16 protein-coding genes, 1 tRNA gene and 3 pseudogenes are annotated in these 26,551 nt (G+C 60.5%); 8 read left to right on the top strand and 12 right to left on the bottom strand.

Features of this window, described 5'->3' with window-relative positions; all coding sequences use genetic code 11:
• Positions 1 to 66: 66 nt before the first annotated feature.
• The 4 genes from NLM15_RS08805 to chpT all read right to left on the bottom strand — a co-directional run bounded on the left by NLM15_RS08805 (position 67) and on the right by chpT (position 4,667).
• The gene (locus tag NLM15_RS08805; RefSeq protein WP_007600538.1) at positions 67 to 432 is read right to left on the bottom strand and encodes a PleD family two-component system response regulator; all 366 of its coding nucleotides are present in this window, start codon (positions 430 to 432) and stop codon (positions 67 to 69) included.
• Between the two features lie 71 nt (positions 433 to 503).
• Positions 504 to 974 (bottom strand): chemotaxis protein CheW, encoded by a 471-nt coding sequence (locus NLM15_RS08800; protein WP_254116546.1) that lies wholly within the window; start codon positions 972 to 974, stop codon positions 504 to 506.
• Between the two features lie 21 nt (positions 975 to 995).
• A complete protein-coding gene (locus tag NLM15_RS08795; protein ID WP_254116545.1) occupies positions 996 to 3,818 on the bottom strand; it encodes a hybrid sensor histidine kinase/response regulator in 2,823 nt (940 codons plus the stop codon).
• A 195-nt stretch (positions 3,819 to 4,013) separates the two neighbouring features.
• Positions 4,014 to 4,667: a histidine phosphotransferase ChpT gene (gene chpT / locus NLM15_RS08790; RefSeq protein WP_254116544.1), complete on the bottom strand. Its 654-nt coding sequence runs from the start codon at positions 4,665 to 4,667 to the stop codon at positions 4,014 to 4,016.
• A 171-nt stretch (positions 4,668 to 4,838) separates the two neighbouring features.
• Between chpT and NLM15_RS08785 the strand changes: the two genes are divergently transcribed.
• Complete coding sequence (locus NLM15_RS08785) at positions 4,839 to 5,669, top strand: 3'(2'),5'-bisphosphate nucleotidase CysQ (RefSeq protein ID WP_254116543.1); 831 nt, start codon at positions 4,839 to 4,841, stop codon at positions 5,667 to 5,669.
• Positions 5,670 to 5,694: 25 nt separating this feature from the next.
• On the opposite strand, the gene NLM15_RS08780 is transcribed toward NLM15_RS08785, so the two are convergent.
• Positions 5,695 to 6,180, bottom strand: a complete 486-nt coding sequence (locus tag NLM15_RS08780; RefSeq protein ID WP_254124189.1) for a YHS domain-containing (seleno)protein — start codon at positions 6,178 to 6,180, stop codon at positions 5,695 to 5,697.
• A 139-nt stretch (positions 6,181 to 6,319) separates the two neighbouring features.
• On the opposite strand from NLM15_RS08780, the gene NLM15_RS08775 reads away from it, so the two are divergent.
• The 3 genes from NLM15_RS08775 (at position 6,320) to NLM15_RS08765 (ending at position 8,572) form a co-directional block, all read left to right on the top strand.
• Positions 6,320 to 6,925: a DUF1134 domain-containing protein gene (locus tag NLM15_RS08775; RefSeq protein WP_254116542.1), complete on the top strand. Its 606-nt coding sequence runs from the start codon at positions 6,320 to 6,322 to the stop codon at positions 6,923 to 6,925.
• A gap of 119 nt (positions 6,926 to 7,044) precedes the next feature.
• Positions 7,045 to 8,337 carry a hypothetical protein gene (locus tag NLM15_RS08770; protein WP_254116541.1) on the top strand — a complete coding sequence of 431 codons (1,293 nt, stop codon included), beginning with the start codon at positions 7,045 to 7,047 and terminating at the stop codon, positions 8,335 to 8,337.
• A 160-nt stretch (positions 8,338 to 8,497) separates the two neighbouring features.
• Positions 8,498 to 8,572 (top strand) — tRNA-Val (locus NLM15_RS08765).
• Between the two features lie 676 nt (positions 8,573 to 9,248).
• Here NLM15_RS08765 and NLM15_RS08760 read toward each other — a convergent pair.
• A complete protein-coding gene (locus NLM15_RS08760; RefSeq protein ID WP_254116540.1) occupies positions 9,249 to 9,524 on the bottom strand; it encodes a hypothetical protein in 276 nt (91 codons plus the stop codon).
• A gap of 262 nt (positions 9,525 to 9,786) precedes the next feature.
• Between NLM15_RS08760 and NLM15_RS08755 the strand changes: the two genes are divergently transcribed.
• The gene (locus NLM15_RS08755) at positions 9,787 to 9,990 is read left to right on the top strand and encodes a hypothetical protein (RefSeq protein ID WP_254116539.1); all 204 of its coding nucleotides are present in this window, start codon (positions 9,787 to 9,789) and stop codon (positions 9,988 to 9,990) included.
• 127 nt (positions 9,991 to 10,117) lie between these two features.
• On the opposite strand, the pseudogene NLM15_RS08750 reads toward NLM15_RS08755, so the two are convergent.
• Positions 10,118 to 10,937, bottom strand: a pseudogene (locus tag NLM15_RS08750) (IS5 family transposase); the annotation flags it as partial.
• Between the two features lie 1,913 nt (positions 10,938 to 12,850).
• Entirely contained in the window at positions 12,851 to 14,080 is a 1,230-nt protein-coding gene (locus NLM15_RS08745) for an ABC transporter substrate-binding protein (protein ID WP_254116538.1), read from the bottom strand.
• Positions 14,081 to 16,170: 2,090 nt separating this feature from the next.
• On the opposite strand from NLM15_RS08745, the gene NLM15_RS08740 reads away from it, so the two are divergent.
• From NLM15_RS08740 to NLM15_RS08730, 3 genes are all read left to right on the top strand, one after another.
• Positions 16,171 to 16,929, top strand: a complete 759-nt coding sequence (locus tag NLM15_RS08740; protein ID WP_254116537.1) for an acetoacetate decarboxylase family protein — start codon at positions 16,171 to 16,173, stop codon at positions 16,927 to 16,929.
• Between the two features lie 641 nt (positions 16,930 to 17,570).
• On the top strand, positions 17,571 to 18,332 hold the full coding sequence (locus tag NLM15_RS08735; RefSeq protein ID WP_254116536.1) for a glucose 1-dehydrogenase: 762 nt from the start codon (positions 17,571 to 17,573) through the stop codon (positions 18,330 to 18,332).
• A 32-nt stretch (positions 18,333 to 18,364) separates the two neighbouring features.
• Positions 18,365 to 20,128, top strand: a complete 1,764-nt coding sequence (locus NLM15_RS08730) for an oleate hydratase (RefSeq protein ID WP_254116535.1) — start codon at positions 18,365 to 18,367, stop codon at positions 20,126 to 20,128.
• Positions 20,129 to 20,524: 396 nt separating this feature from the next.
• On the opposite strand, the pseudogene NLM15_RS08720 reads toward NLM15_RS08730, so the two are convergent.
• The 4 genes and pseudogenes from NLM15_RS08720 to NLM15_RS08710 form a co-directional block, all read right to left on the bottom strand.
• Positions 20,525 to 21,794 (bottom strand): annotated as a pseudogene (locus NLM15_RS08720) (transposase).
• Positions 21,795 to 21,904: 110 nt separating this feature from the next.
• A pseudogene (gene tnpB, locus NLM15_RS44005) lies at positions 21,905 to 22,102 on the bottom strand (IS66 family insertion sequence element accessory protein TnpB); the annotation flags it as partial.
• Positions 22,103 to 22,248: 146 nt separating this feature from the next.
• Positions 22,249 to 22,539 (bottom strand): transposase, encoded by a 291-nt coding sequence (locus NLM15_RS08715; RefSeq protein ID WP_254116532.1) that lies wholly within the window; start codon positions 22,537 to 22,539, stop codon positions 22,249 to 22,251.
• 923 nt (positions 22,540 to 23,462) lie between these two features.
• The gene (locus NLM15_RS08710) at positions 23,463 to 24,896 is read right to left on the bottom strand and encodes an MATE family efflux transporter (RefSeq protein ID WP_254116531.1); all 1,434 of its coding nucleotides are present in this window, start codon (positions 24,894 to 24,896) and stop codon (positions 23,463 to 23,465) included.
• Between the last annotated feature and the right edge of the window lie 1,655 nt (positions 24,897 to 26,551).

Here is a 26,551-nt window from a genome sequence, read left to right as displayed (position 1 = left end):
ACTCAGACTGAAACGGTTCAGTTGAAAACAATCGCCGAAGGATCCGTTCAGCCTCCGGGAGTTCGCTCAGATAAGTCCGACTTCCTGGAATTTCGCCGTCACGATGTCCTTGTCGAAGGGCTTCATGATGTATTCGTTGGCGCCGGCATGCAACGCGCGTGCAATATGCGCAACGTCGTTTTCGGTGGTGCAGAACACCACCTTCGGCTGGTCGCCGCCGGGCATGCGCCGGAGATGGCCGAGGAATTCGTAGCCGTCCATCACGGGCATGTTCCAGTCGAGCAGCACCGCATCGGGCAAGCCGCGCTTGCAGGCCTCCAGGGCCTTCTCACCGTCCTCGGCTTCGAGGATCTGGAAGTCGAGGCCCTCCAGGATCCGGCGCGCAACCTTGCGGATGACGCTGGAATCATCAACGACGAGACAAGTTCGCATGTGAACCTCTGCTTCCTCCCCTTTGCGGGGGCACTTCCAATTGCAAGTCCGTCAACGGCGATGCCGCCGTATCAGGCCGCCATCATCTCAGGCGCGAGCTCGAGGACGCGATCGACGTCGAGGACGACCATGAGCTGGCCGTCGAGGCGATGGACGCCGCCGGCGAGCTTGGCCATGCGGGGATCGAGGTTGACGGGGTTCTCTTCCATGCCGGCCTCGGGCAGGCGCAGCACCTCGCCGATCTGGTCGATCAGCAGGCCATAGGATTCCCCGCGCAGGTCGACGCCGACCGCCATCGGGGTCTTGCCGTCCTCGTCCCTGGGCAGGCCAAGGCGCGAACGCATGTCGACCACGGTGACGATGCGGCCGCGCAGGTTCAGCACGCCCGCGATCTCGCGCGAGGACAGCGGCACGCGGGTGACGCGCTCGGGCATGAACACGTCCTGGACGCGGGAGATCGGCAGGCCGAACAGCTGGCCGCCGATCATCGCGGTGACGTATTCGACCATGGCACCTTCGGTGGACTGGGTCTTGTTGCTCATCTCGGTATCTCCTCGTCCCGTTTAGGCCGCGGCCCGGTTCAGCTCGGAGGCGCCGGCGGCGCCCGCGGTCTGCTCCTTCAGCGCCGCGATCAGGCCGGGACGGTCGAACTTGGCGACATAGTCGTGGAAGCCGGCCTGTCGGCCGCGCTCGATCGCCGCCGGCGACACCAGCGCCGAGAGGCCGATGATCGGCATCGAGCCCAGATTGTTGTCCGAGCGGATCACCTCCGCGAACTCGAACCCGTTCATGTCGGGCATCTCGATGTCGGTCAGGACCACGTCGAAGGTTTGCGCGCGCAGCGCCGCGAGGCCCTCCTGCGCGGTCGGCGCGGTGCGGACACGGTAGCCGGCCGCCTTCAGCACCGGGGCCAGCATGTTGCGGAAGAACGCGCTGTCGTCGACCAGCAGCACCGACTGCGAGTGCATCGATGGCTTCATCTCCTTGCGGGTGAACCAGTCGGCGAACGCCATCGGCAGGAAGTGGCCGACGTCGATCACCTCGGTGGCCTGGCCCTTGATCACGGCCGAGCCGAGAATGCCGGAGGAGGAGCCGCCGACCTCGATGTTGAGCCGTTCTTCGACGATGTCGATGATCTCGTCGACGACGAGGCCCATGGAGCGGCCGTCGTCGGCGAACACCAGGATCGGCTGGGCGCCCTGGCTCGCAATGGTGACGCTCTCCATGGCGACGAGCGGCATCAGCTGCTCGCGGTACTGCACCATGTAGCGGCCGTTGCTGAACTCGATCTTGTCGGCCGGAAGCTCTTCGAGGCGGGTGACGAGCCCGAGCGGGACCGCCTTGGGCTGCGACGAGCCGGCGCGGAACACCAGCAGCGAGGTGGTCTGCTCGCCCGATCCGATGTGATGCGCGCCGTTCTCGTCGGCCATGTCGTGGGCCGAGGAGCCGGCGGCGCCGAGCGCCTTGGCAATGCCGTTGGGGTCGATGATCATGATGACCGCGCCATCGCCCAGAATGGTGTTGCCGGAGAACATGTCGATGTGACGCAGCTTCGTCGACATCGGCTTGACCACGATTTCTTCGGTGTGGAACACACCGTCGACGACGATACCGAAGGTCTGGCTGCCGACCTGGGTCACCACGATAAAACCGTTCTCGGGATCGGAGGCGGCACCGTCGTCGATCTTGAGCAGCTTCTTGAGGTGGATCAGCGGCAGCAGCTTGTTGCGCAGGCGAAGGACCGCGGTGTCCTTGATGCGCTCGATGCGGTGCTCGGAGTTGGCGCGGGCCCGCACCAGCTCGACGACCGAGAGCTGCGGGATCGCAAAGCGGTCGCCGGCGGCCTCGACGATCAGCGCCGAGACGATGGCCAGGGTCAGCGGGATCTTGATGGTGACGGAGGAGCCTTCACCGGCGACGCTCTTGATGTCGATGGTGCCGCCGATCTGGTCGATATTGGTGCGCACCACGTCCATGCCGACGCCGCGGCCGGAGACCGAGGTGATGGCGGCCGCGGTCGAGAAGCCGGGCGCGAAGATGAACTTGTGGATCTGGGCTTCGCTCATCTTCTCGAGCTCGGCCTCGCTGACGAGACCCGAGGAGATCGCCTTGGCCTTGATCTTCTCGGTGTTGAGGCCGCGGCCGTTGTCGGCGATGCAGATGATGATGTGGCCGCCCTCGTGATAGGCGGACAGGCGGATAGTGCCCTGCTCGCCCTTGCCGGAGGCCAGACGCTCGGCGGGGGTCTCGAGGCCATGGTCGGCGGAGTTGCGCACCATGTGGGTGAGCGGATCCTTGATCAAATCGAGCACCTGGCGGTCGAGCTCGGTGTCGGCGCCGTGCATCTCCAGCTCGATCTGCTTGCCGAGTTCGCTCGAGAGGTCGCGGACGATGCGGGGCAGCTTCTGCCAGGCATTGCCGATCGGCTGCATGCGCGTCTTCATGACGCCTTCCTGCAGCTCGGCGGTGACGTTGGACAGGCGCTGCAACGGCACCTTGAACTCGGTGTCCTCGTTGCGCCTGCTGATCTCCAGCAGCTGGTTGCGGGTCAGCACCAGCTCGGAGACCATGGTCATCAGATGCTCCAGCGTGTCCACGTTGACGCGGATCGACTGGTTGGCGATGCTGGCGCCTTCGCCGGCGCCCTCGTCGGCCATCGACTTCTTCGGCGCGGCCTTTTCCTTGGCCGCCTTGGCTTCCTTGACGGTTTCCTTGGCAGCGGGCGCTTCAGCGACCGGCGCGGGTTCGGCCTTGACGACGGGCGCCGGCGCTTCGATCGCGGTCTCGCGGAAGGCGCGCTCGAGCTCGTCGAGCGAGACCTCGCCCGGACGCAGCGGACGCTCCAGGGTCTGGTCGATCAGCGAGCCCGTGGTCATCGCTTTTGCGGGCGCAGGCGCCGCAGCAACGGGTGCTTCCGGCACCAGCGGCGGCGCTTCGGCGACGGGAGCCGCAGCCGGTGCGGCGGCCCCGGCAGCCGGCATCGGCTGCGCCGAGCCTGACATGGCGGCCATGCCCTGCTCGACCATCGCTTCGAGCTTGTCGATGAGGTCGCGGTCGTTGCCTTCCGGCTCGGCTTCGGTGGCCTCGAGACCGGCGAGGATCTCCTTGATGCGGTCGATCGAGGACAGGATCACCGTCACGGCCTGCCCGGTCACCGGCATGCCGTCGCGGAATTTGCCCATCAGCGTCTCGCCGGCATGTGCCAGCGCTTCGAGCCGCGGCAGTCCGAGGAAGCCGCAAGTGCCCTTGATGGTGTGGACCAGGCGGAAGATGTTATCCAGGATCTTGGCGTTGTTCGGCTCCTGCTCGAACTTCACCAGCTGATTGTCGACGGTGTCCAGGCTCTCGCTGGTCTCCGTCAAAAACTCCCGCAACAGATCATCCATGAAAACAGGCCTTCATACAGGGAGGGCGCACACGATTTGTGATGCGCCATTTCGGAATGAGGCCAGCTTCACCGCAAAGCGTTTAATAATGGTTGAGTATGTGCAAAAGAACGGAACCAACAAAGAGATAAGGCGCTCCGGACAAGCCGAAGCGCCTCGTAAAGATTCGATTAACGTTTGAGAGCGGCGGCGCGATTACGAAGCGGTGACGGTGATGGCTTCGCCTTCGTGCGCGAGCTTCACGGTGAGCCCGCAAGCCTCCGCCAACAGCCGCGTATAATAAGGCTGGATCGCGTGCGCATCCGCGGCAGGTCCCCGCTCACCGCTCAGGAGCTCGGAGATGTTCTGCGGCAGGCGCGCATTATGTCCGGTCGCGGTGATGCGGAAGCTCATGGTCTCGCCGTCGCCGATCGGATCGACCGTCAGCATGCCGCCGCGCGGGATCGTGTGCTGGGACACAACCAGCATATTGAGCAGCAGCTTGACGCGATTCTTCGGCAGCAGGAGCCGCGGCAGGTTCCACGTGATCGAGCACTTGCCGTCCTCGATGTGGCCGCGCGCCATGGTCTGGGCATCGCCGAGATCGATCTGCGCACCGGACGAGCCGGCGGCGCCGAAGGCGAGGCGGCAGAACTGGAGGCGGGCGGAGGCGGTTTTCGCGCTCTTGCGAATCAGGTCGAGCGCGAATTCGCGATCCTCGGGCTTGGGATCGTCGTCGAGCACTTCGAGCCCATTGACGATGGCGCCGACAGGGCTGATGAGATCGTGGCAGACCCGCGAGCACAGGAGCGCGGCGAGTTCGAGCGCATCTGGAGCGGTAGCGGTACCGGGTGACGAAGCGTCAGACATAGAGGGTTCCTGGAATTGCACGGCGCGGACGCGGCGAATCACGCATGCTTGACGAATGCCGCGGGTTCTAACATTCGCAAGCCCGTGGCAGCTAGCTTGCGATCGGTTCGAAGCGGCCCTAAAGCCGCGGCGAATCAGTTGCGTAGGGATGGAATTGCCGATGAATGAGGCATGCAGGTGAAGCGGATCATCGACGGGGCGGCCGCTATCGGCCTGATGGATCCGCTTACCGCGCTGGTGGTGAAGGCGGGCGAAGCGATCCTCAGCGTGAACCGCAAGGCGATGCGGGTCGACGGCAAGCACGACGGCTCGCCGGTCACCGAGGCTGACCTTGCCGCCGACCGCATCATCGCTGACGGCCTGGCCCAGCTGGCGGGCGACGTGCCGACGCTGTCGGAAGAGCGGACCCAGCTCGCCTCGCCGCCATTTCGCGACAGCTTCTTCCTGATCGATCCGCTCGACGGCACCAAGGAATTCGTCGCCGGCCGCGACGAGTTCACCGTCAACCTCGCCCTCGTGACCGAAGGCGTGCCGCTGCTCGGCATCGTCAGCGCGCCCGCGCTCGGCCTGCTCTGGCGCGGCATCGTCGGCCGCGGCGCCGAGCGCGTCAGGTTCGACGGCGCGACCATCGGTGCTGCCGAACCGGTCCGCACCCGCACGCTTCCGGCGCAGGGCGAGCCGTGGATCGCGGCGGTGAGCCGCTCCCATGGCGACCTCAGAAGCGAAGCGTTCATCGATGGCCGGCCCAATGCGGTCAGGAAGACGGTCGGCTCGGCGGTCAAATTCGGCCGGATCGCGGAGGGCAGCGCCGACATCTATCCCCGCTTCGGGCCCACTTGCGAATGGGATGTCGGGGCCGGCTGTGCGGTCGTGACCGCCGCCGGCGGCAAGGTCACCGACGGCAAGGGTGGCGAGCTCCGATTCGGCCAGCGCGGCGACACCGGCTTCATCATTCCGGAGTTCATCGCCTGGGGCGATCCGCAGGCGGTAGGCCGCTACTGACCGAGCTGCTATTGGCTAAGTTGTTCTATTGGCTAAGCTGTTCTTGGAGCGCCGGCCAGCGCTTGCGCACCTCATAGAGGAAGCGCTCCGGGTCGGCGGCGAAGGCATCGCGGTTGGCCTCCCGGCTGAACAGGTACAGCCGCTGCGCCGCAATTACGTAGAAGCGGGGGTTGGCGGCGACGGCGACGCCCCGGGCGATGTCGGCCGGATCATACCCGCCGAACTGCGGTCCATAGATCTCGGGATGGGCCAGGAAGGACGCCCGGTTGCCCTCGTTGCGGAAGCGCCAGACCGCGCCCCAGAGGTTGGCCTCGAACTCGGCCGTCCCCTGCAAGGCGGCACCATCGACGAAATAGGCAACGGGGTCGAAACCCTCGATCGCCACGCCGCTGAAGCGATTGACGACGATCCGCTCGGTGGTGGCTGCCGCGGCCGGCTCCCCCGCGCAGGCGACCCAGATGCCCGCCAACAGGCAGATGAGGAAGCCGATCAAGGCAATTCCGGGGCGCAAAGGGCTATCTTCCTGCCGTTGTGCCGTCATAGTTGCTGCGGATAACATCCGAGTCGAGGGGACATCCGGCGCAACCTAGAGCCGTGCCTGTTGGCGCCAGGTTAAAGAAGCGACGGGATTCGATACCAGGGGTTCTTTTATGACTTTCGCATCACGCCTTGCTGCGGTCGCGCTTGCCGCGCTGGTCGGCTGGATCGTCCCGGCCTCCGCCCAGCAGGCGCCGCCGCCCAATCTGCCGCCGCCGCAGCGGACCCCGACGCCCAGCACCTATGGGCCGGACGAGCTCGTGACCGCCGGCCACCGCTTCTTCGGCAATGTCTCGCGCGGGCTCGCCTCGATCATCGAGAAGGCCGTCAGCCAATGGGGCCTGCCCAACGGTTATATCCTGGGTGAGGAAGGCTCCGGCGCCTTCGTTGCCGGCCTGCGGTACGGCGAAGGCACGCTCTACACCAAGAACGCCGGCGACCTCCGCGTCTACTGGCAGGGCCCCTCGCTCGGCTTCGACTGGGGCGGCGACGGCGCGCGCACCATGACGCTGGTCTATAACCTGCCCGCGACCAACGCGATCTACCAGCGCTTCGCCGGCATCGACGGCTCGGCCTATATCATCGGCGGCTTCGGCATGACGGCGCTCACCGCCAACAACATTGTGCTGGTGCCGATCCGCTCGGGCCTCGGCCTGCGGCTGGGAGCCAATATCGGCTATTTGAAATTCACCCCGCGCGCGACCTGGAACCCATTCTAGGTCCGTCGTCCCCAGTCGATTTCCGGATTCACGTTAACAACAGGGCGGGGCTGGCTTTTTGCCGGCCCGCCATGCATTGTCTTTGGTAAATTTTTCCTTAGCTCTGGGAGTTCTGGCCCATGGTCGAACCGATCATGTACCTGGCGATCGGTTTCCTGCTCTCGATGCTGTGCGGGCTTGCCATCGTGCCGCTGGTGCATAACCGCGCGGTCCGCCTGACCACGCGCCGGCTCGAGGCCGCCACCCCCCTCTCGATGGCGGAGATCCAGGCCGACAAGGACCAGCTCCGCGCCGAATTCGCCATGTCGGCGCGACGGCTCGAGATGAGCGTCGACCAGCTCAAGAACAAGACCACGAGCCAGCTCGCCGAGCTCGGCAAGAAGAGCGACGCCATCAACCGCATGAAGATCGAGCTCGGCGAGAAGAACGCCACGATCTTCGCGCTGGAGGCGCGCGAGAAGGCGGTGAAGGAGCAGCTCCGCGCCACCGAGGAGGAATTCAACGCCAAGACCGAATCCCTGCGCACCGCCGAGATTGCGCTGACCGACAAGCAGGGCGAGCTCGCAAAAATCAATTCCGAGCTGTCCGACCGCTCGATGATGGCGGAAAGCCGTCAGGTCGAGCTGGTTGCGGTACGCGCGCAGATCGAGGAATTGAAGAACCGCGTCGGCGACGCCGAGAAGGAGTTCGTGGCGACGCAGGCGCGGCTGACGCAGGAACGCTCGGACTCGGAGGTCGCCTCGCGCGAGCTCGGCGACGCGCGCGGCCGCGTCGAGAATCTGAGCCAGCGCGTCAATGAGCTCGATCGCCAGCTGATCGTGCAGGTGAAAGAGGCCGAGATGCTGTCGGGCCGCGTCGCCGACCTCGAAGGCCGCCTCGCCACGCAGGGCAAGCTGCTCGCCGAGCGCGACTACGAGAACAACCAGCTGCGCCAGGCCAATGAAGGCGGTGAGCGCACCATCAAGGAGCTGCGCGTCGAGATCGCGGCCTTGAGCGGCGGCAAGTCGTCGGCGGCGTTCGAATCAATCCGCGCGGAAAAGACCGCGCTGGAGGAGCAGCTGCGCACCGCGCGCGACGAGCGCGGCAAACTCCAGCGCGACATCAACGCGATCCAGCAGCAGGCCGAAAGCTCCTGGGCGACCGAGCGCATGGAGAACGCGCTGTTGCGCGAGCGCATCAACGACATTGCCGCCGAGGTGGCAAAGCTCGCGATGCAGCTCGAAGGGCCGAACTCGCCGATCGAGGCCCTGCTTGCGGCCGAGGCCGGCCAGCCTCCGAAACCGGCGCCGCGCCCGGCCAATGACGCCGCCGGCAATGGCATGGCCACCCTGCCCGAGGGCGGCGGAACGCTCGCCGAACGCATCCGCGCGCTCCAGGCCCACGCCTCCCGCGCCCGCCAGCAGGGCGCGTAGCCGGGCCCAACCGCGGATTCGCCGCAGAATTACGTGACCTGCAAAAGGTTTTCCGGCCTCAAGGCGCCTGGAAACTTGACACCTTCGGCCCGCACTTCTAAATCGCGGGCTCCGATGCGCCGGCCGGCCGAAAAGGTCCGGCCGTCTGCATGATGGTCCCGGGCGCATAGCTCAGCGGGAGAGCGTTCCCTTCACACGGGAGAGGTCCAAGGTTCGATCCCTTGTGCGCCCACCATTCACTGCTCAAGTTCAAAGACTTAGTGGGCTAATTCCCCGGGAGTGTGCCCCGAGAAAACCTGGGCACAGCGCGGGCACACGAGATCTGCCAGGAAATTGCAGCACGGGCCACAGAGACGGCGCCAAAGTAACACCATCATGCTAGAAGAGGCTGCTCGCGGTTATCAGGCCGCCATGACACGCGCCCGCACCGAGCGCAGCTCGCCGTGCTTTGGCAAAACACGTTCACCGCCCACCGCCGTCGCGGGCCGCGCAGGAAGCTTGGCGTTTGTCCGCCGAGTGGAGAAATATCGAGTACGTCTTATCCGGATGCAGACGAGCGGCACCGCCTTTATCAATCTGCCGCCGGTAGCGGGACTACGCTTCGATGCCGTAGCACCGCGAAATGCGGGAGGTGTTGGTTGCACCGACAACTAGGGTCCCCCCGATGACGAGAACCGATCTATGGGCGATCTGGTCTCTGGGGACCGTGGTTTGGCTTTCGAATCCGCCGAACGGACCGATTAGGCCATCCTGGAGCGATGGCCTGATGTCCTGGGGTGGTGGATGACGACTCATTGAGGTTGCGATCCTTCCGATCTGGGAAGGAAACCACGGGCAGCCTCCCCTGGACCGGGTTCTGGGCGCGTGAGCTGCTGTGCTGGTGCACAAACGACTCCTTCGTTGCCTTCTGCTCAGAACACGACTTGCTCGGTTTCGTTGTCAATCTTATGCGCCGATACCATTTCCGCAATCTCGGGCTCGAAACGCGTTTCGTCACCGGCTAAATCGCGGAAGCTGGACCGGCACGCGTGCGGCGTTAGGGCCGGATAGACTGCCTCAAGGGTGTGGAGCGCGGCATTCATGCCGAGCGGCTTGGTGTGGTCCCGGCGAACATGTACGCATGGCGTTCCCAACCTCACGTTGTCCGGACGTCGCAAGCGGTTGAGTAACAGGCGCTTCAGGCGCACGAACTCGCGTCCGTGATAGGCTGAGGATTCCTCGGCGGCGCAAATGGCAAGCGGATATCGTCGATTACCTGCGCGCCGCGCCTCGGCGTCCGCGCCGACATCAAGTCCTCCTCACGGACCTGCTCGATCTCGTGAAACAGGGGGCCTCAAGGCGCCATCCGATTGGCTTGAACGTTGCCGCGGCGATGCGGCCAAATGGACCGCACATCATCGCGAGCAACTCGCGGCCACTGCCGGCAACGCCGCCCTGTCCCCGCTTGCGGTGCTCGACGAACTCTCGCGCTATGGCGGAGAGATCACGCTGGTCGCCGACACCGGCTACATGGCGGCCTGGACGGGCGTGCTGTTTCCGACGGTGCGCTACGACGCGTTCTTCCGCGCCGTCGGATCGCTCGGCTGGGCCCTTCCCGCCTCGCTCGGCGGTCATTTTCGGCGCCGAGCTTGCCGGGGTCTTTGGATGCCCTAACAAGCACAGCCGACGCGAGAACTGCTGCGGTCTGGAGATCCGAGCCTCAGAGCATGATGCCTAGGCCGTAGCGCGGCATCATGTCGAGCTTAGAGCCTGACTCAAAAAGGCTGGCGAACGCTTCAGGGCGCGGCGAGCGCGTTGTCAGCAGCCTGAGATGGGCAACGTGAAGCCAGGCAAGCTCCGTTGCGGGGGAGCCTTCAAAGTCTCTGGTCAAAGCGTCGGCAACGGCCGAACCACGCAAAGGTGCATTCGACCACCCAGCGCTTGGGCAAGAGCTGGAAGCCTTTGACCCCTGGTGGTCGCTGGACGATCTCGATTGTCCACGGCCCGCAGGGGGACAGCGCGTTAGTCAACTGCTTGCCGCGATAAACCCTATCGGCGAAGACATGTTGGAGCCTGGGAAAGCGATCTCGCAGGTGCTCGAGCAAGGGGACAGCGCCATGAACATCCTGAACGTTCGCAGGATGGACATGGGCTGCGAGCAGAAGGCCATTGGTATCGGTAACGATGTGCCGCTTGCGCCCATGCAGGCGCTTGCCGGGATCGAAGCCGCGAGGCCCTCCGGCCTGCGTTGTCGAAGCAGTTTGGCTGTCGATGACGGCAGCCGTTGGCGTTGGCTTATGGCCGAGCTTCTTCCGTGCCCGCCGCACCAGGATTCGAACGATCCGGTGCCACCTGCCGCTGTCGCGCCAATCGTAAAAATAGCCCTGCACCGTCGAGTATGGCGGGAACTCCTTCGGCAAGGCTCGCCATTGGCAGCCGCTCGACAAAATATAAAAGATTGCCTGCACGATCTCGCGCAGATCGACCTCCCGCGGCCGGCCCAATCGGCATCGAGGCGGCATCTTCCGAGCGATCAGCGCCCACTCGGCATCGGTCAGATCGCTTGCGTAACGCAGTCCACTGCGCTGATTTTGGATACGAGCGGCTTTGGTCCACGGCATGGTGTCCTCCCTCGAATCTTCGCAAATCCGAAGGAATCACAGGCCCGCCAAAACCGCTCACTTTTTTCGGTCAGGCTCTTAGGAGAATCGTACACCGGTGGAACGGACTTCAGCCAACGGTGCAACGGTTCGGGATGATCGTCAAAGCCTTCTACCAGGAGGCTTGTCTCCATCGTGGCGACGTCGAGCAGCATCGGACCGTAATTGTGTGCATAGAATCGAGGACAAGCGCCTCGTGCCCGCGCACCAAAACGTTGTTGACGTGAAGATCGCCATGAATGCGCGTGTATTTGACTGGCTGCTAATGCCATCATGAATAGTCGCTTCAGGTCTTTAAATCGTAGCTTGACCACCAGCCGAGCGCCCAGTTGACCGTCTTGCGAACGTCAGGGTCCCATCGCGCGCCCGCGCAGCGAGCGCGTCACGGGCACACGGATCGGCGATCTCACCGAGCGCCGCGGCGGCGTCCTTGCGCAGCGACGGAAGCGCATCAGCGAGAAATGGAATGATCGAGCCGACCGCATCAAGCCACTGGACGAAAGTCAACCTCATTGACTTCTGTTGCAAAATAGTGCTTCGGCATTGCAACCATGAACCGCGGAGACGTAGACCCCGCCAGAGCTGGATCTAAACTGGCCATTGCCAGTTGGAGAAAGTTCGTCAGCTCAGGTCTCACTTGAAACTAGCAGATAGGGCTGCAACAGAACATCCAAGCGTGCGTCACCTGGCTGTTCGGAAGTGTCCTCTGGTCCTGCTACATGCGTACTTCATGAGCGCCGACGGTTGATACCGGAAAGATCGTCAAATGACCTCGACCGAAACAATCAACTTTTCTGCTAGCGAGGCTACAACATCTTCATTCGGCATACTGCTTGCATCGTTTAGTGAGAATTCCCGCTGGGATTTGTTGATCTAGGTTTGTCTCGGCGGTGCTTTGAAGGGCTTCGGGTCCACCTGTTGTTTTCTTCTGCCAAATTGCAGGTGACGCCGTGTGACTGCCATGAGTTTCAAGAACGTGCAGTATCTAATGGAACCATCTCATCTCGCTAAGGTAGTGCACTCGATCGACCGGCGAGTGGTCCTCCAGACTGCAGGGTATCTGTTTGCCGGGTGCCTGTTTGTGCTGCTAGCGCAGCCCGCGCGGCCCTCGATCCGCACAACTGAGACACTCCCAGACTCTGCGACTAATAGCGCGGCGCCTACGCTGCATCACGGGCTTCCCGTCGCTCGGGACGCTCTCGACAGTCTGGACGATGAATACAAGGCGGTTGACGCACGTTCGCCTCCCGCCGAGCATTGTCGCGTCACGAAGTCAGACTTCAGTAATGTTCATTTGGGCGCAAACTATGCAGAGGTTGTCCGAACGTTCGGCTGCGCGGGCACTCTCAAATCGAGCGAGCTCGTCGAGGGCATCACGTTTCACGTGTTTGCATGGAATAATGGAAAGGTTCTAACGCTATTTGTAAACAGGAAGCTATCGATCGCATCGCAGTCCGATCTGTAGCTGGTGTCGATCTTCATCCACATCCACGTGGCGCAAATCTGTTCTGTGGCCCGCGGCTGTTAGTCTCCTAACCTCAATGGGCACGTCGCTTCTCTACTGCGGTCTTGACCCCTTGGCCACGACGTGATCGGCGGCTACGCTATTGGGGGCGGTCGGTCGATCGATGCGCGCCCGACGGTGGCGGCTTTGTCATCTTACTAGTGGAATCGCCTTCCGAACAGCATCACCATTTTTAAGTTCGCATCGCCCCGTGGACCACGTATCTTAACGGGGACTGCGCCTCCAATAAGCTCCGGCAGTTACCCTCCGGGGTCGGTAAGATAGCAAACGGTGATGGCTATTTCTACCGCGCATTGGCTGACCTGGCCCACGATGGTTGGGCAGTTTTCGAAAGGCCGGATTGCTCCGCTCACGACCTCTTAAGAAGATCGCAGGCGCTGTCGGCGGCTGACCGCCAGGCATCTTCGGCTGGGATGGTCGCCGTGATCTCATAATAGTCATATGGGTAGTTCGACTCGCCCGGCGCCTTGATACGCGCGGCATAGAGTGGACGCATGACCTGCCCATCGGAACGGATGCGAACATTCTCCATCTCAAAATCACTAATGGGAGTGTTCTTCATGTGTTGCACGACTGCCCCGCCATCATCGGTCTGGGTCGCAGCAATCGCCTTGAGATAGTGCGTGACCGCGCTGTAGGTGCTCGCCTGCGCCTCGTTTGGGACCCGGCCGTCGAACGCCGCACCGTAGCGCTGCGAGAAGGTTCGCGTCTCGTCCGTCATGTCCCAGTAGAACGGAGTGGCTAGGCGCACATTCCGCAGGGATTCCAGGCCTACACTGTGCGTCTGATTTATCAACAAGCCCAACGGCACAAGCTGCTGATTCTTGATGAGCTCGAATTCCAGAGCCTGTTTCAGAGCATTGGCTAAGTCCGCTCCCGAGTTCGCAAAGGCGACAACCTTTGCTCCGCTCGATTGGGCGGTCAGGAGGGGCGACGAAAAATCGGAACTATTTAGCGGATGCAGGACGGAGCCAACGACCCTGTCCCCGTCGGTTCTGATAAAGTGCGTCGCTTCGGCCTGCCACACTTTTCCAAATGAGTAATCAACGGTGATAAAGAACCACGTATCTAGTCGTCGAGCGAGGAGCGTTTTCACCGTCGCCTTTGCAAGCGCATAGGTGTCCATTGCCCACTGTGTCGTCATTGGAGAGCATTTCTCATTGGTCAACACCGAGGCCGCCGTTCCAGCGAGGAGATAGGGCTTCCTCCGATTCTTCATGACGTCTTGTACTCCCAGCGCAACTGACGATGCCGAACAGCCCACGATCGCGTCCACCCGCTCATTATCCAGCCAGCGTCTCGCAATGGCGACGCCGATGTCGGGCTTATTCTGATCGTCGGCTACGATAAATTCGATCTTGCTGCCGTTGATAGCTTCACCAAAGTCGCTGATTGCCAACTGCGCCGCGAGAACCGAACCGGTTCCGCAATTGTCAGCATAGGGGCCGCTCCGGTCATTCATGATGCCGATCTTGATGACTCCGTCCGAAATCCCCTGTGCCAGGACCGGCGCCGCGAACGGCGCTCTGACGTCGAAGAAGATCGCCATGATGGCGACATAGGCAATCGGCAGCCGCATATGCTCACTCTTCCTCATAGTCCGGAATATACTCGATCTGACTGTTGTGGCGATTCAGTTCACGCCACGAGTCGCAAACTTCGGTGGTCAGCCTTATCGTCCTGCAAGCAAACTGACCCGTCGCCCCACGGAAGTGTGGGAAAGCCCGGGGTGATGGAGAATTGTATTTCGAGAGGTCCGGCGCCCGCACCTACCAAGACTGGTCGGCCTCCTGGACCAACGCTGCGTGGATCAATCGCCTCGCCTTCCGCAAAGCAGCTGGGCCGCGAGACGAACGCCACCGCGCGATCTACACTGTGGCAGTCAGCGTGTACGCGCACTTCCTGAAAGGGATCGCGCTGATGGAAGCATCGCCGTGGCAGCGATTCTGGAGTCACACCCAACACACCTCAGGGATACTAATGTCACGCGCATAAGTCGATGTTTGTGAGGTGTTTCTTCATCCATTGAATGATGCGGAACCAGGAGCTTTAGTCGCCCGCGACGGTTCCTGCGGGTTGCCCATCCTCCGGCTGCAGAGCGGCGCGGGCATCACTGGCTCGCCCAGCTGTTGGCACATGATCTACGCCGACTGTCCGACTTCCGACTGTTTGGAGGACTTGATACGATCGCTCGGCAAACTTCCTTTAAATGGTCAAGTTCTCGCAGTTGGCACGAGGCTTGAAGGGGAGACCTCATCCAGCGGCTACTAGAGGAGCGATGACTTAACATGGCGTCGGCCTCAATAGCACATCATGAAAGATGCTCTCGATGTGGTTCTGCCTTGGTCTGCCTCGAGTGGCATGAACGCAAAGATGAGCAGGAAGTTCAAGATCTTTGGCGCTGCTGGAACTGCAGGAACGAGTTTGTCACCGTCACCACTTCTGATGAGACGGATCCTTCTGCCGCCGAAATCACGAAGCTATTCTTTACCAGCCTGCTAGTCTGATCGATGACGCCCGAATGGCTCGCAAGGATACCGTTCGATGCAATGTGGCCGGTTCAATGGGAGATCGGATCCAACGGCTGTGTTTTCAATGGTGGATTGCCGAATGACTTACTTTCGCAAGAGCTCCGCTGGTCGGAGGACAGTGGTTCGCGCTGCTCGGCTTCTTAGTAGCGGCTTGGTCGGCTCGCCGCTCAAATCGCTGGTCACGAATGCAGATTGCAAGCCGGATAGACTTGGCATTCAACTATCTCATATGTAGCCACGGCTGAGGGCCTCATGCAACGCCTCAACGGAGTGCGGCGGCACCCACTAAGGTCCCGGCGCCAGCGGCACCACCTTACTCAAAGGCTTCAGCAGCGTACGGCGCAAGTTCGACCAGCCGCGCAGAACACCTGAACATCGAGATTATCCTAGGTCGTTGCACTTTCGGACCCCGTAGCCTTCATGAGCGTACGGCGTGAGGGCGCGCCACCAGCGCACGCCTTCCGGCGGTCTTTACGGAATGCCGTTTCCGATCCTGAGTCTACTGACTATAACACCATGTTCATGAATGAGGCCATGAAAGTGTATTGCGAGCAGCTGGTATTTATGGGCGCGGTAAGCTCATAGATGTCGATAGCGATTGCCTCCCCACAATGAAAAGCACCTCCAACCGTACTGTGCCCCAATCGGCCGTAGCAAAGGTATTTGGTTTCTGACCGCGCCGCCAATTTGTGTAATTGGACACTTAAACCCTAGGTAGCTTTCTACTCCCAAAGCATCCGGATAGGGCCAGCTGGCAAGCGCTTAATCGCGAACGATGGCACGCAACTTGCTGCGCTATGACAACATCGCTGAATTCGGTCCAACTGCCTTCCTCCCAGATGTAGAGCGGGCTCATGGCCTCGAAGGAGACACGCCCGGTCAACGACGCATGTTGGTGTGTTGCGTAATGAAACCACCTCTTCGAGCCGCTCTGCAGCTGCAATCGCATTTGCGCACGTTCTTCGCCGCCAGCTTGTGAGCGTCTAGAGTATGAAACTCTTGGCTACAGCAGAACAGGTGTCTCCGTAGTCGGAAATTATGCAAACGGATTCGACTACGATCACAACTGTTGCATCATCAGTGGCCGGCTCTCGATTTTCACGAAGCGCCCACAGGATGCTCAACCGGAGGGTAAATTATGATGGAAATCAGAGGCATTCCGTTCGACGCGCCCCTTTATCATGGGGATGAAGAGCATGGTAGCGCGTTTCTTAGCTGCCAAGCCGTGCAAGCCATCTTCACAATTGCAAGCGACGTAGGGCCTTTATTACCAAAGCAGCTCAGACCTGCCGCAGATCCCGCGGTCGGAGTCGTAGGTATAGCAAGCTACGGCTCAAGCATTGTCGGACCATATCTGGAGCAGTATTCTGGAATCGAAGTTCGTGATTCCGGTGGGGAGACTGGCTTCTATATTCCTTACATCTATGTGACTGCGAACGATGCGGCCCTCGCCTCCGGACGCGAGGCGCTCGGTGCTCCCAAAAAGTTTGCGCACATCGCATTGACCCGGGAAAGTGGCCTAATTCAGGGGACGCTTGAGCGTCCAGCAGGCAAGCGTCTCCTAACCATCACGGCTCAACCAGACACGCGCCTGAAAGCAACTGCACGACAGATGTATTCGACGCACAACAACTTCTATTCGCTTCGGCATCTGCCTCCTATTACCAAATCCGGAAAAGGAGCCGCAACACAGCTCGTAAAGTGGTGCACGGACCGAGCGTTTCGACGAGATGAGTCGGGCGAAGAAGTGCTATTCACGGGCCTCATTTCACTAACTTACGACTCGCCGTCAGCCATCGATCCCGTGCACAATTTGGTGGTTGGCCAAATCATCCTTGGAACGTACGAGGAGTACGATTCCAGGCTCCGTGCGATCGATCTCCTTTCGGACGTGTAGGCCGCCGTCGCTGAAGAGAACTTTGGCGATAACAGCCTACGATGTTAACTTGAGACGACAGAAGTTGGGATCACCCCTTTCGTTCAAAAGAAGCTTGGAATCCGGGCAAACCGAGGCTTGCCTAAGCTGCGCTTCGCTTGTCGCCCCCTTCTCAACCTGTCTGATTGATCCCATAACGTCGGGAATCTGACACGATGTCCAACTTGATCGCTGTGACTCGGCCACAAGTCGTGGCCAAAGTCATTTAGACCACCCTGCCTGCTCCTGGCATGGGCATTGCTGGTGCTGGTTTGTCGCACGATCATGGGCAGCGCCGCACCATGGTAAGAAGAGAAGAGTGGTAGAGCGTGGGAAAGACATCCCAATTGCGGCAGAACTCCGAAGCTATTCGAGGCTGCCATGTCACTGGTGGGAGCATCGCGCCGAATCTGAATTCGTCGTGGCCACCGGCGGACTACCGACTGGCTGTAACGAGCATTGTCTTCAACTATCCCGCGGGAGAACGTCATGTACTTTGTGTCTCCTTACTGCGTGGAGCAGAGCCAACTCTCACTTGCAGTAGTATCTCACCGGTGTCGCCGGCTTGGCGCGGCGCCCTCTCCACAGCTTTTAATCGATAGCCCCGGGGCGAGGACTATGTCATGGGACGTGTAAACGAAAAAGTTGTTCTGGTGACTGGTGCGGCGCGAGGTATGGGAGCGGCCCATGCCCGCTTGCTGGTTGCAGAGGGCGCTCGAGTCGTAGTCACCGATGTCCTTGATCAAGACGGCGAGGCTCTCGCTTCCGAACTGGGGAATGCCGCCATCTACGTGCACCAGGATGTTAGCGAGCCGACATCCTGGGCAACTGTGATCGCGGCAGCACAGGCCACCTTCGGTACCTTGCATGGGCTCGTCAATAATGCTGGTGTCACGAGCCGGGCTTCGATCGAGCAGTTCCCACTCGATCTATGGAACAGGACCCTGGCAGTTAATTTAACCGGCGTATTCCTCGGCATTCAGGCGGCGCTGCCAGCGATCCGGCTTGCAGGCGGTGGTTCGATCGTCAACGTCTCATCGGTCGAGGGACTGCGAGGCAGCCCTGGCCTTCATGCTTATGTGGCCTCCAAGTTCGGCGTGCGCGGAATCACCAAGTCTGCCGCGCTGGAGGGCGCAGCTTCCGGCGTCCGTGTCAACTCAGTTCATCCTGGCCTCGTCAACACGGCGATGAGCGAGCGCTTGGATCCCGCCCTCTTTCCAATTCCGATGGGACGAGCAGCCGAGCCGCTGGAAGTGTCTCAGGCGGTCGCATTCCTGCTTAGCGACGAGTCCAGTTACATGACCGGTGCTGAGATAGTCCTCGATGGTGGCTTGACAATCGGCGTCCCATATAAAGGGGCTGCGCTGGAGGAATTGTTTTCATGACATAAATGCTGGCCAAACGGAGGAAACACGCCGTGTATTACAGCAGTGGAAACTACGAAGCCTTTGCCCGTCCTCGCAAACCTGATGCTGTCGATAAGAAGACTGCTTGGTTCATCGGTGCTGGTCTGGCGGCGCTTGCCGGTGCGGCATTTCTCATTCGCGACGGGCATATGGCCGGCAACCGAATCACAATTCTCGAACGGTTGATGCTGCCGGGCGGCGCGCTCGATGGGATCAAGCAGCCCGAAAAGGGCTTTGTCATTCGGGGTGGCCGGGAGATGGAAGACCATTACGAATGTCTATGGGATCTGTTCAGGTCGATCCCATCGCTGGAATTGAAAGGCGCCAGCGTGCTCGATGAGTTCTATTGGCTCAACAAGGACGATCCGAACTACTCGTTGCAACGAGCGACGGTGAAGCAGGGGGAGGATGCTCATACCGACGGCCTTTTCAACCTAACCGGGGAGGCGCAACGGGAGTTGATCGCCATCTTTCTTGCTGACCCTCGGCAGATGGAGAACAAGCGCATCGACGAAGTGTTTGGGGAGGCCCTTCTAAGAAGCAATTTCTGGCTTTACTGGCGCACAATGTTCGCGTTTGAAGAATGGCATTCCGCGCTGGAAATGAAGCTGTACCTCCATCGATTCATCCATCACATAGGCGGACTCCCCGATTTCAGGGCACTGAAGTTTACCAAGTATAATCAATTTGAATCCCTTGTTCTGCCACTGTGCAACTGGCTGGCCAAGCAGGGCGTCATGTTTCAATTCAGGGTAGAAGTCACCGACGTCGATTTCGAGATCCGGTCCGGATACAAGCAGGCCACGCGCATCAACTACCAGAGGGACGGTGTCAACGGTGGAATCGATCTTTGTGCCGACGATCTCCTCTTTGTGACGATCGGGTCTTTGACCGAGAATACTGATATCGGCGACCATCAAACCCAGGCAAAGCTCAATGAAGGCCCTGCTCCTGCATGGGACCTCTGGCGACGTATCGCCGCAAAGAGCCCGGCGTTCGGACGCCCGGAGGTTTTCTGCGGCAACATCCAAGCGACCAAGTGGGAATCTGCGACCATCACGACCTTGGACGCGCGCATCCCAAGATATATCCGCAACGTCGCCAAACGCGATCCGTTCAGCGGCAAAGTCGTCACGGGAGGCATCGTTACGGTGAAGGATTCGAGCTGGCTGCTCAGTTGGACCGTGAACCGCCAGCCGCACTTCAAGTGTCAGCCAAAAGACCAAATCATCGTCTGGCTCTATTCTCTCTTTGTCGATAAACTCGGTGACTTCGTCAAGAAACCGATGCAAGCCTGTACAGGCGCGGAGGTTACGGAGGAATGGCTTTATCACCTTGGTGTGCCCATTACGGACATACCGCAACTTGCCGAGACCGGCGCAAAAGCGGTCCCTGTCATGATGCCCTACGTCACCTCCCTTTTCATGCCGAGGCAGGCGGGCGACCGGCCAGACGTTGTACCAAAAGGAGCTGCCAATTTCGCATTCATCGGACAATTTGCCCAGTCGGCCGAGCGAGATTGTGTATTCACCATCGAGTATTCGGTTCGTACCGCAATGGAGGCTGCCTACACCCTTCTCAACATCGAACGGGGGGTGCCACAGGTCTTCAACTCGACCTACGATGTTCGCAAGATAATTGCCGCCATTGCTCGACTGCGTGACAACAAGGAAATTCAGGTTGAAACAGCGTTCCTCCCCAAACTATTGCAGCAGGCGGTTGAGATTCCCGGACTAGCAGAACTGTTTGATGAAGATCATGTGATCTCTAATTGATGACAGAGACGGCGAGCGTTCGGCTTGAAGTCGGCCTTGGATTGTGGACCGGCCGCTTAGGTAGTGCAAATCTGCCGTGCCGTCAGGTCGATGATCTGACCTAGCACGTCCGGGATGCGATTCCAGACTCGCTTTGGAAGAGATCGATGATCGCCAACGTGTCAGCGCCGCTCTCGCGGTAATGCTCATACCAGAGATAGACCGCGCGCGGGTAGGCAGCTGCCAACAGTCGACGACCAGTATTGTGACGACCCACGCTCGCGATTGCCGCTGATGCAACGCGGAGACCAGACTAACAGACATGGATGGAAGCGGAGCTTGCCAAGGACATTGGCGCACTCTGGGCGCGATTGTGTGAGAGCGACCTAATTTGTATGTAAGCGCTTAGCTGCCACCCTATTGATGCTGGCTTGACGTTTTGCGGGACCGCCATGGCATTGAGTCGTCGATTTTGCTTTGGGGTGGCTGGCGATGATCGCCGTGAGCGTACGGCGATGTAGGCGACCGGGTTGACGTCGTTGAGCTTACAGGTTGCCGCGATGGATGCGAGCAAGGCCCAGTTTTCGGCCCCGACCTCATGACCAGCAAAGAGTACGTTTTTCTGGTCAAGCAGATCGGCCGGATCGCGTTTTCAACCGGATTGGTGTCGAGCTCGAGCCGCCCGTCATCGAGGAAGCGCGTCAGCCCTTGCCAATGATTGAGCGCGTAGCGGATGTCATCAGCGAGCGTCGAGCCGCTGGAGATCATCGACAGCTGTTTCTCGAACCACGGATTCAACGCCTCGACGAGGGCAGCGAGTGTTTCTTGCGTGCGGCCAGCCTAATGTCCGGCATGAACCGCGTGCCATGGCTTCGGTGCCGTATTGACCACGCCCGGGATCGAGCACCGGCGCCGTAGTTTCATCCATGAACAGGCGATCCGCCGCTGCCAGATGGCGCCGCATGCGATCGGCAACGGGCTGCAGATGGGGGCAGGCGCGGCCTGACCAGTTGCCCAGTGTCGCCCGATCAAGCCGGATCCCCTGGCGCGCATCGATCTCCGTCCTGACGGTAAAACGCTTATGGTCGCATCTTGGGACGATCACCTGCGCAATCGCCGCTGCGGTCGGTAGTCCGCCAGGCACGACATGCTCCGGCGCTTGCGCCTGCACGACAGGGCCGGAGCAGCGGCGGCAGATGTATTTGGGGCGGCGCGTGACCAGCACGCGCCATTCTGCCGCGGTCACGTCAAGGCACTTGCTGACGTCCTCGCCGGTCTTCGTCATCGCGCCGCAACCGCACGGACAGAACATGCTCGCAGGCTCGAGGATCCGCTCCACCCGAGGCAAAATGGGCGGGCAAGCAGCCCCGATTGCGATGGCGGTCCTGATCCGATCCAGAAAGCGATCGGCCCCTGATGACCGGCGCAGCCTTCTCCTGGGGCCGCGTCCAGGACGCCTTGCGCGATCTCCACGTCTTCGAGCGGCAAATGATACTTGATTTGGCCGCAGCTTCTCGGAATTCTCTCCGAACTTCTCTCGGTGTAGCTCGCCGAGAATGACCTCCAACGGGCGTCGCGCTTCTCCCGACTTTGCCAGCGCCGCTTGATGTTCGCTCAATGCTGCCTGCGTTTGCGCTAAAGGCGCCCGCAGCTGTTCATTCTCGTCGCGAAGCGTCGCGGTGCTCATGCGCCATGTCGGGCCCATCTGCGCCGCCGGCGGCATGCCCAACTCGGCACAGAGTCATTCTGCCGCACTTAGCCAGCGATCTGTGGATCGCCGCGCTTCCTCCGGGCGGATCAACCGCCAATCCAGGCGTTAAACAGCGCGGCGAACATCGCCGGCGATATCCGCATCACGCCGCCCGCAATCTTTGGCCACACGAACTTGCAACCCTCGAGGCGTTTGTGCACCAGCATCAGGCCCGTTCGATCCCACACCATCTTGATCCGGTCCGCCCGTTTCGACCGGAACACGCAGGCTGCACCGCTGAACGGATCGAGACCAGCATCTCCTGCACCTTCGCAGCAAGCCCATCGTGCCGTCGACGGGCCGCGTCGCGATGCAAATCTTCAGTTGGGAGCCGGGGACAATCATCGTGACGCCCGCACCGCGCGGGTCAATCGAGACAGCTGCTCCCCATCTATCGCCCGTCCGTCCGCACGGCGTCACCAATCGCGATCTCGAGCTTGACTGCCGGAGCGTGACGCTCCTCTAACGCCCCCTCCACGACCATCGGCGCGAACGGCGGCTGCGGAGCCTCGCGCGACGGTAATTCGCCGCGCTGTCGGAAGCGCCGTCGCCAATCGTAAATTTGCGAGCGCGTCGCTCCGTGCTTGCGTGCCACCTCCGCCACCTGAGCGCCGGGCAGAAGACTTTCGGCGACGATCCGAGCCCGCTCGGCCTGACCACACGCGACGCTCGGACGATCCATCAAGCACTTCAAGCCGGCTGACTGCTCCAGGCCCAACTGTTGAGCTGTCCAAATAGGCATCTTTTGCCGACCAATCCCGTCCCAAGCCTCCATTCAAGCCGGAGCTTCCTCGCACATCTAACTCAATGCCGGAGCCAGGGTATTGGCTGAGCGCTTACTCTCGTATCCGGCATACGGCAGGCGCTCGAGCCCGGCGCATACGAGGACATAGACAAAGCTTCTCAAATGCCGGGAATGCCGGTCGCTGCGCAATCGGCGCTCTGAGACTGGTGGGACATGGAGGTCTCGGCTTTTTTTCCCGACAATGCTTGTCTCAGGCATTTTGCATGGTTCGAATGCCGCATTCGCGGCGCACTGCCGTCCGGAATGCTGTCGCCTCCCGGTTTGGTCAACGCTGGCCTGGCGCGACTTCATTTCAAATGCTTCAGGCGCCTTGTAAGCGAAGGCACTCAAATACCGGGCTGGCGTCAAGGAGTAGCGGAGTAGCCGCAGGCGTCGGCATAGCTCCTCTTTTCGGCGGAATATGTCACCGACTGCTGTCCCAAGATGGACTATAAGCATGGTCCTGAGGAGTGACTGCTGAGCTGCCGGCGCGGCCGCCGACCGAATCGGGAATAAAGCGCTTCAGGCGAGATTGACCGCAAGAGATCAGATGCCCATAGCGGAGAGACGGCGGCACTCGGTCGCTTCCGCTCCCTGGAGCCAAAAGGATCTGGCCGGAAGGGCGGCTTAGTTTTTTCGAGCGCCATTGCCTGATTTGTCGGCCAAATGTATAATGAATGGGTTCGATGCCGCGATAAATGATGGACCAAATGGATAAGACAAGCCGATACTAGCATGATCTTTCGAACCGGCAGGCTCGCTTAGTAAGGGCATGAGCTAATCTGACTGTTCCAGGAATTCTGGCTGGCCAACAGCCTGACTTACGAGATTGACGGACACCTCTGAACTGCAAACCTGCTCGCGAGCAGCAGAAAACGCAGAACGAGAAGGCCGGCGTAGACGCTGGTCCCAATCGATAATCCAATCCAGATACCAATGGCACCAAGCCCAATCTTTAAGCCAAGCACGTAGCTAAGGGTGAAGCCGATCGGCCAATTGGCTATGCAACCGATCAGAAGCGGGACGCGGGTGTCCTTCAGTCCGCGCAGACCGCCCGCCGCAATGTGTTGCGCGGCGTCACTGATAAAGAAGCTCCCGCCGATCAAAAGTAGATTAGCCGCTAGCTCTGTGGTCGCACTCGCATCGATAGTCGTTTGGTCCAGAAACAGGCCGGCGATTTCAAAGCGCATCGCTACGACCGCGATCGTGAGTATCGCAGCAGCCAGAATGCCCAGCAGTAGAGCGATCAGCCCTGCCCTTTTGACGCCGGGACCGTCACCGCGACCGACTGCATGACCGACGCGCACGGCCGCCGCCGTGCTGATGCCTAAGGGAACTACATACAGCATCAAGTCGATCTGAAATGCGATCTGATGGGCAGTGAGTGCGCTGATGCTGACCAGGCCTGCCAATAGCCCCGCAGCCGAAAACAATCCATATTCCAGCAAAACAATAAGCGAGATCGGAAGCCCGGTCACGATCAACCGTCGCATAATGAGCCGATCGAAATGGCACAATTGCGCAAGCGCATGATAGTCACGGAATGGGCGGCACATTGTGGCGAAGCACAAAACGGCGAGGAACATCGTTAAGTTCACGAAGGAGCTCGCAAGGCCGGCACCGAATAGCCCAAGCGGCGGCAGGCTCATCTTCCCATAGATCAAGACATAAGCCACAAGGGCATTGACGGGGATGGCCCCAAGCGTAATCCACAAAGCCGGCTGCGGTCGGTGGACCGCGGCCATGAAGTTGCGGAAACCCTGAAACAAAAGTGCTGGCAGCGCTCCGAAAGCTAATCCGAAGAGGTATTGCTGCGCGAGCCGCGCCACGTCGGGTGCCTCGCCGAAAGCGAGCAAAATATGCTGTCCGTGCAGGGCAAACGCCACGATGGGAAGCGATAGCAGCAGCGCGGCCCAGAGTCCCATGCGCAGCGTGCGTCTTACCGCGGCAAGGTTCTGCGCCCCGAACGCCTGGGCTGCCAGGGGCGCGATCGGCGCCAGCATACCAACGCCGAGAGTGAAGCCAATAAGATAGATCGACGCACCCAGCGCTGCCGCAGCGAGGGCATCAGGTCCGATGCGCCCGATCAAGGCAAGGTCGGTCGTCATCATCGCGACCTGCCCAAGCTGCGTCAGCACCATCGGCCATGCGAGCTTCGCAAGTTCGGAGAGTTCGACCGCGAGTAGATGGTATTCCCTCCGTGTGGTCAGTTTATGCTGGAAATCTAACCGTGTTTTTTCGACTCGTTTGTCCATAGAAATAACGCTGTCCGGTTTGCTTTGCCGGCCCAACAACCTGTGTTTCACAGAGAGGAGGATTAGCCTCCCTGCTCCGAATTCGCGTTGATCGCCGAAGCGATCTCACATCAGGACTTGCGCAAGACGATGGGGGGCGCCCCGCGTCAACGCGATGCATCTGGCATTAGGCTTCGGCCTACCCGCTGCTCCCCGACTGATGGGAGCAAATCCCTCATCTGCGGTTACGGGCGCTAAAATACCCGAAGCAACGTTGCACACATACGGTTGTTAGTATCATCGGTCACCACTGTGAATGTTTGGGCTTCTATCCTGAACAATTCCTTCTGTTCAAAACTCATGCCAATGCGAAAGAACTTGAGTTAGAAGGCGATTTGCTGAAGCGTCGTGTCGCGGCCTTGACAGCATGTCGCAAATCCAACAGCCGTCATCAGGATGCTTGGTCTCGATTGCAATCGTTTGGGGCAAGCTGTTCAGGAGTTCGACGCATCCCTCTCTCCGGCACCGACCGTTAGAAGGTTGGGCTGCAAAATGTCACCACACTCCTTTCGCAGTTGGCTTGATGCGCCTGCCTTCCTACGTCAGAGCCCAGTACTGCTCAGTACCAGCGCTTGAGGGCAGTGTCGTCTGAGGGTGAATGGGAGATCAAACGCTTGTTCATTGGATTCTTCGCGGCTGGTCGGAGCCTCGCTTTCCCCCGGCCTTCGAACAGTCGCGGAAAACGACCGCCCGTCATACTCTGCCCTCAAACCACGAAGGAACACACTTCACGTAAGATCGCGGGTCCGCATCTTGCGCGCCTCTGTCTTAAGGCATCCGGCAAGAACGCGGAAAGCCACCTCCCTTAAGGCGTGGAGCTTCAATTCAGTTAAGAGAATGTACCCGAGTGGCGCAAGACGAGGCCAGCAAAGCCATGAGGGATGCAGTCGGAGCCGCGCAGCGTCTTCACAGGAGAGCGGATGATTGATCGCAGTCGTTGTCTTCAAGACGTCCCGCAGGAGGGGCCGTATTCGTCGGCGCGGAGCGCGATTGACCCCGGCGCGTTCGGCGAGGGACAAATCCTTGTGAGCAAGCGGTCGACGCGAGGCGGGTCGTCTCACGAGAGGTCGCTGCGGCACCAGACCGCACGCGCAGCAAAAAAACGGAAAAGTCAAGCGCGCGAAAGCTGGACTTCCTCTTTAATCTTCGCCAGAGGATCATGAATTCGGACCCGGGAAAGCGCTGTTTCAGTTCCTTTGCTCCGGCCCAGGCCCCGTCTTTGGTCGCGAATTTTGCTTCAATCGGCCATCCACTTCGAGGGAAGTTTTGGAGTGGCTGCTGCCACTTCGTTCCTTCAGCGCGTCGGTCTGATCGTTGACCTGGTCGCCCGGCCCTCGCCCGCGGGCCGAAGACCGACACGTTGCAAAAGCAATGATGCAGCAGTCACTCCTGCTGGCTCAGAGTGCTGGTCGGAGCCTTCGCGCCACGCAGGCGGCAGGGGTCGCACCTTCGTGCAGTTTTGCAGCGAGACCTTCGTCTACTCAGGGGCCAAGCGGGGCCTGCATCGTCCTTTTGCCGCAAACGAATCGCCCATATAGTTGAAAAATGGTAAGTTCTGCGCTCAAATTAGGAAATTGGGGAATTCGGCCGCACAGGCAGTTGCGAGCGGCATCAAG

This window comes from Bradyrhizobium sp. CCGB20 (assembly GCF_024199855.1).
Lineage (GTDB): Bacteria > Pseudomonadota > Alphaproteobacteria > Rhizobiales > Xanthobacteraceae > Bradyrhizobium.
The sequence above is the reverse complement of the archived record's forward strand: the minus strand, read 5'-3'. Positions and strand labels throughout refer to the sequence as shown.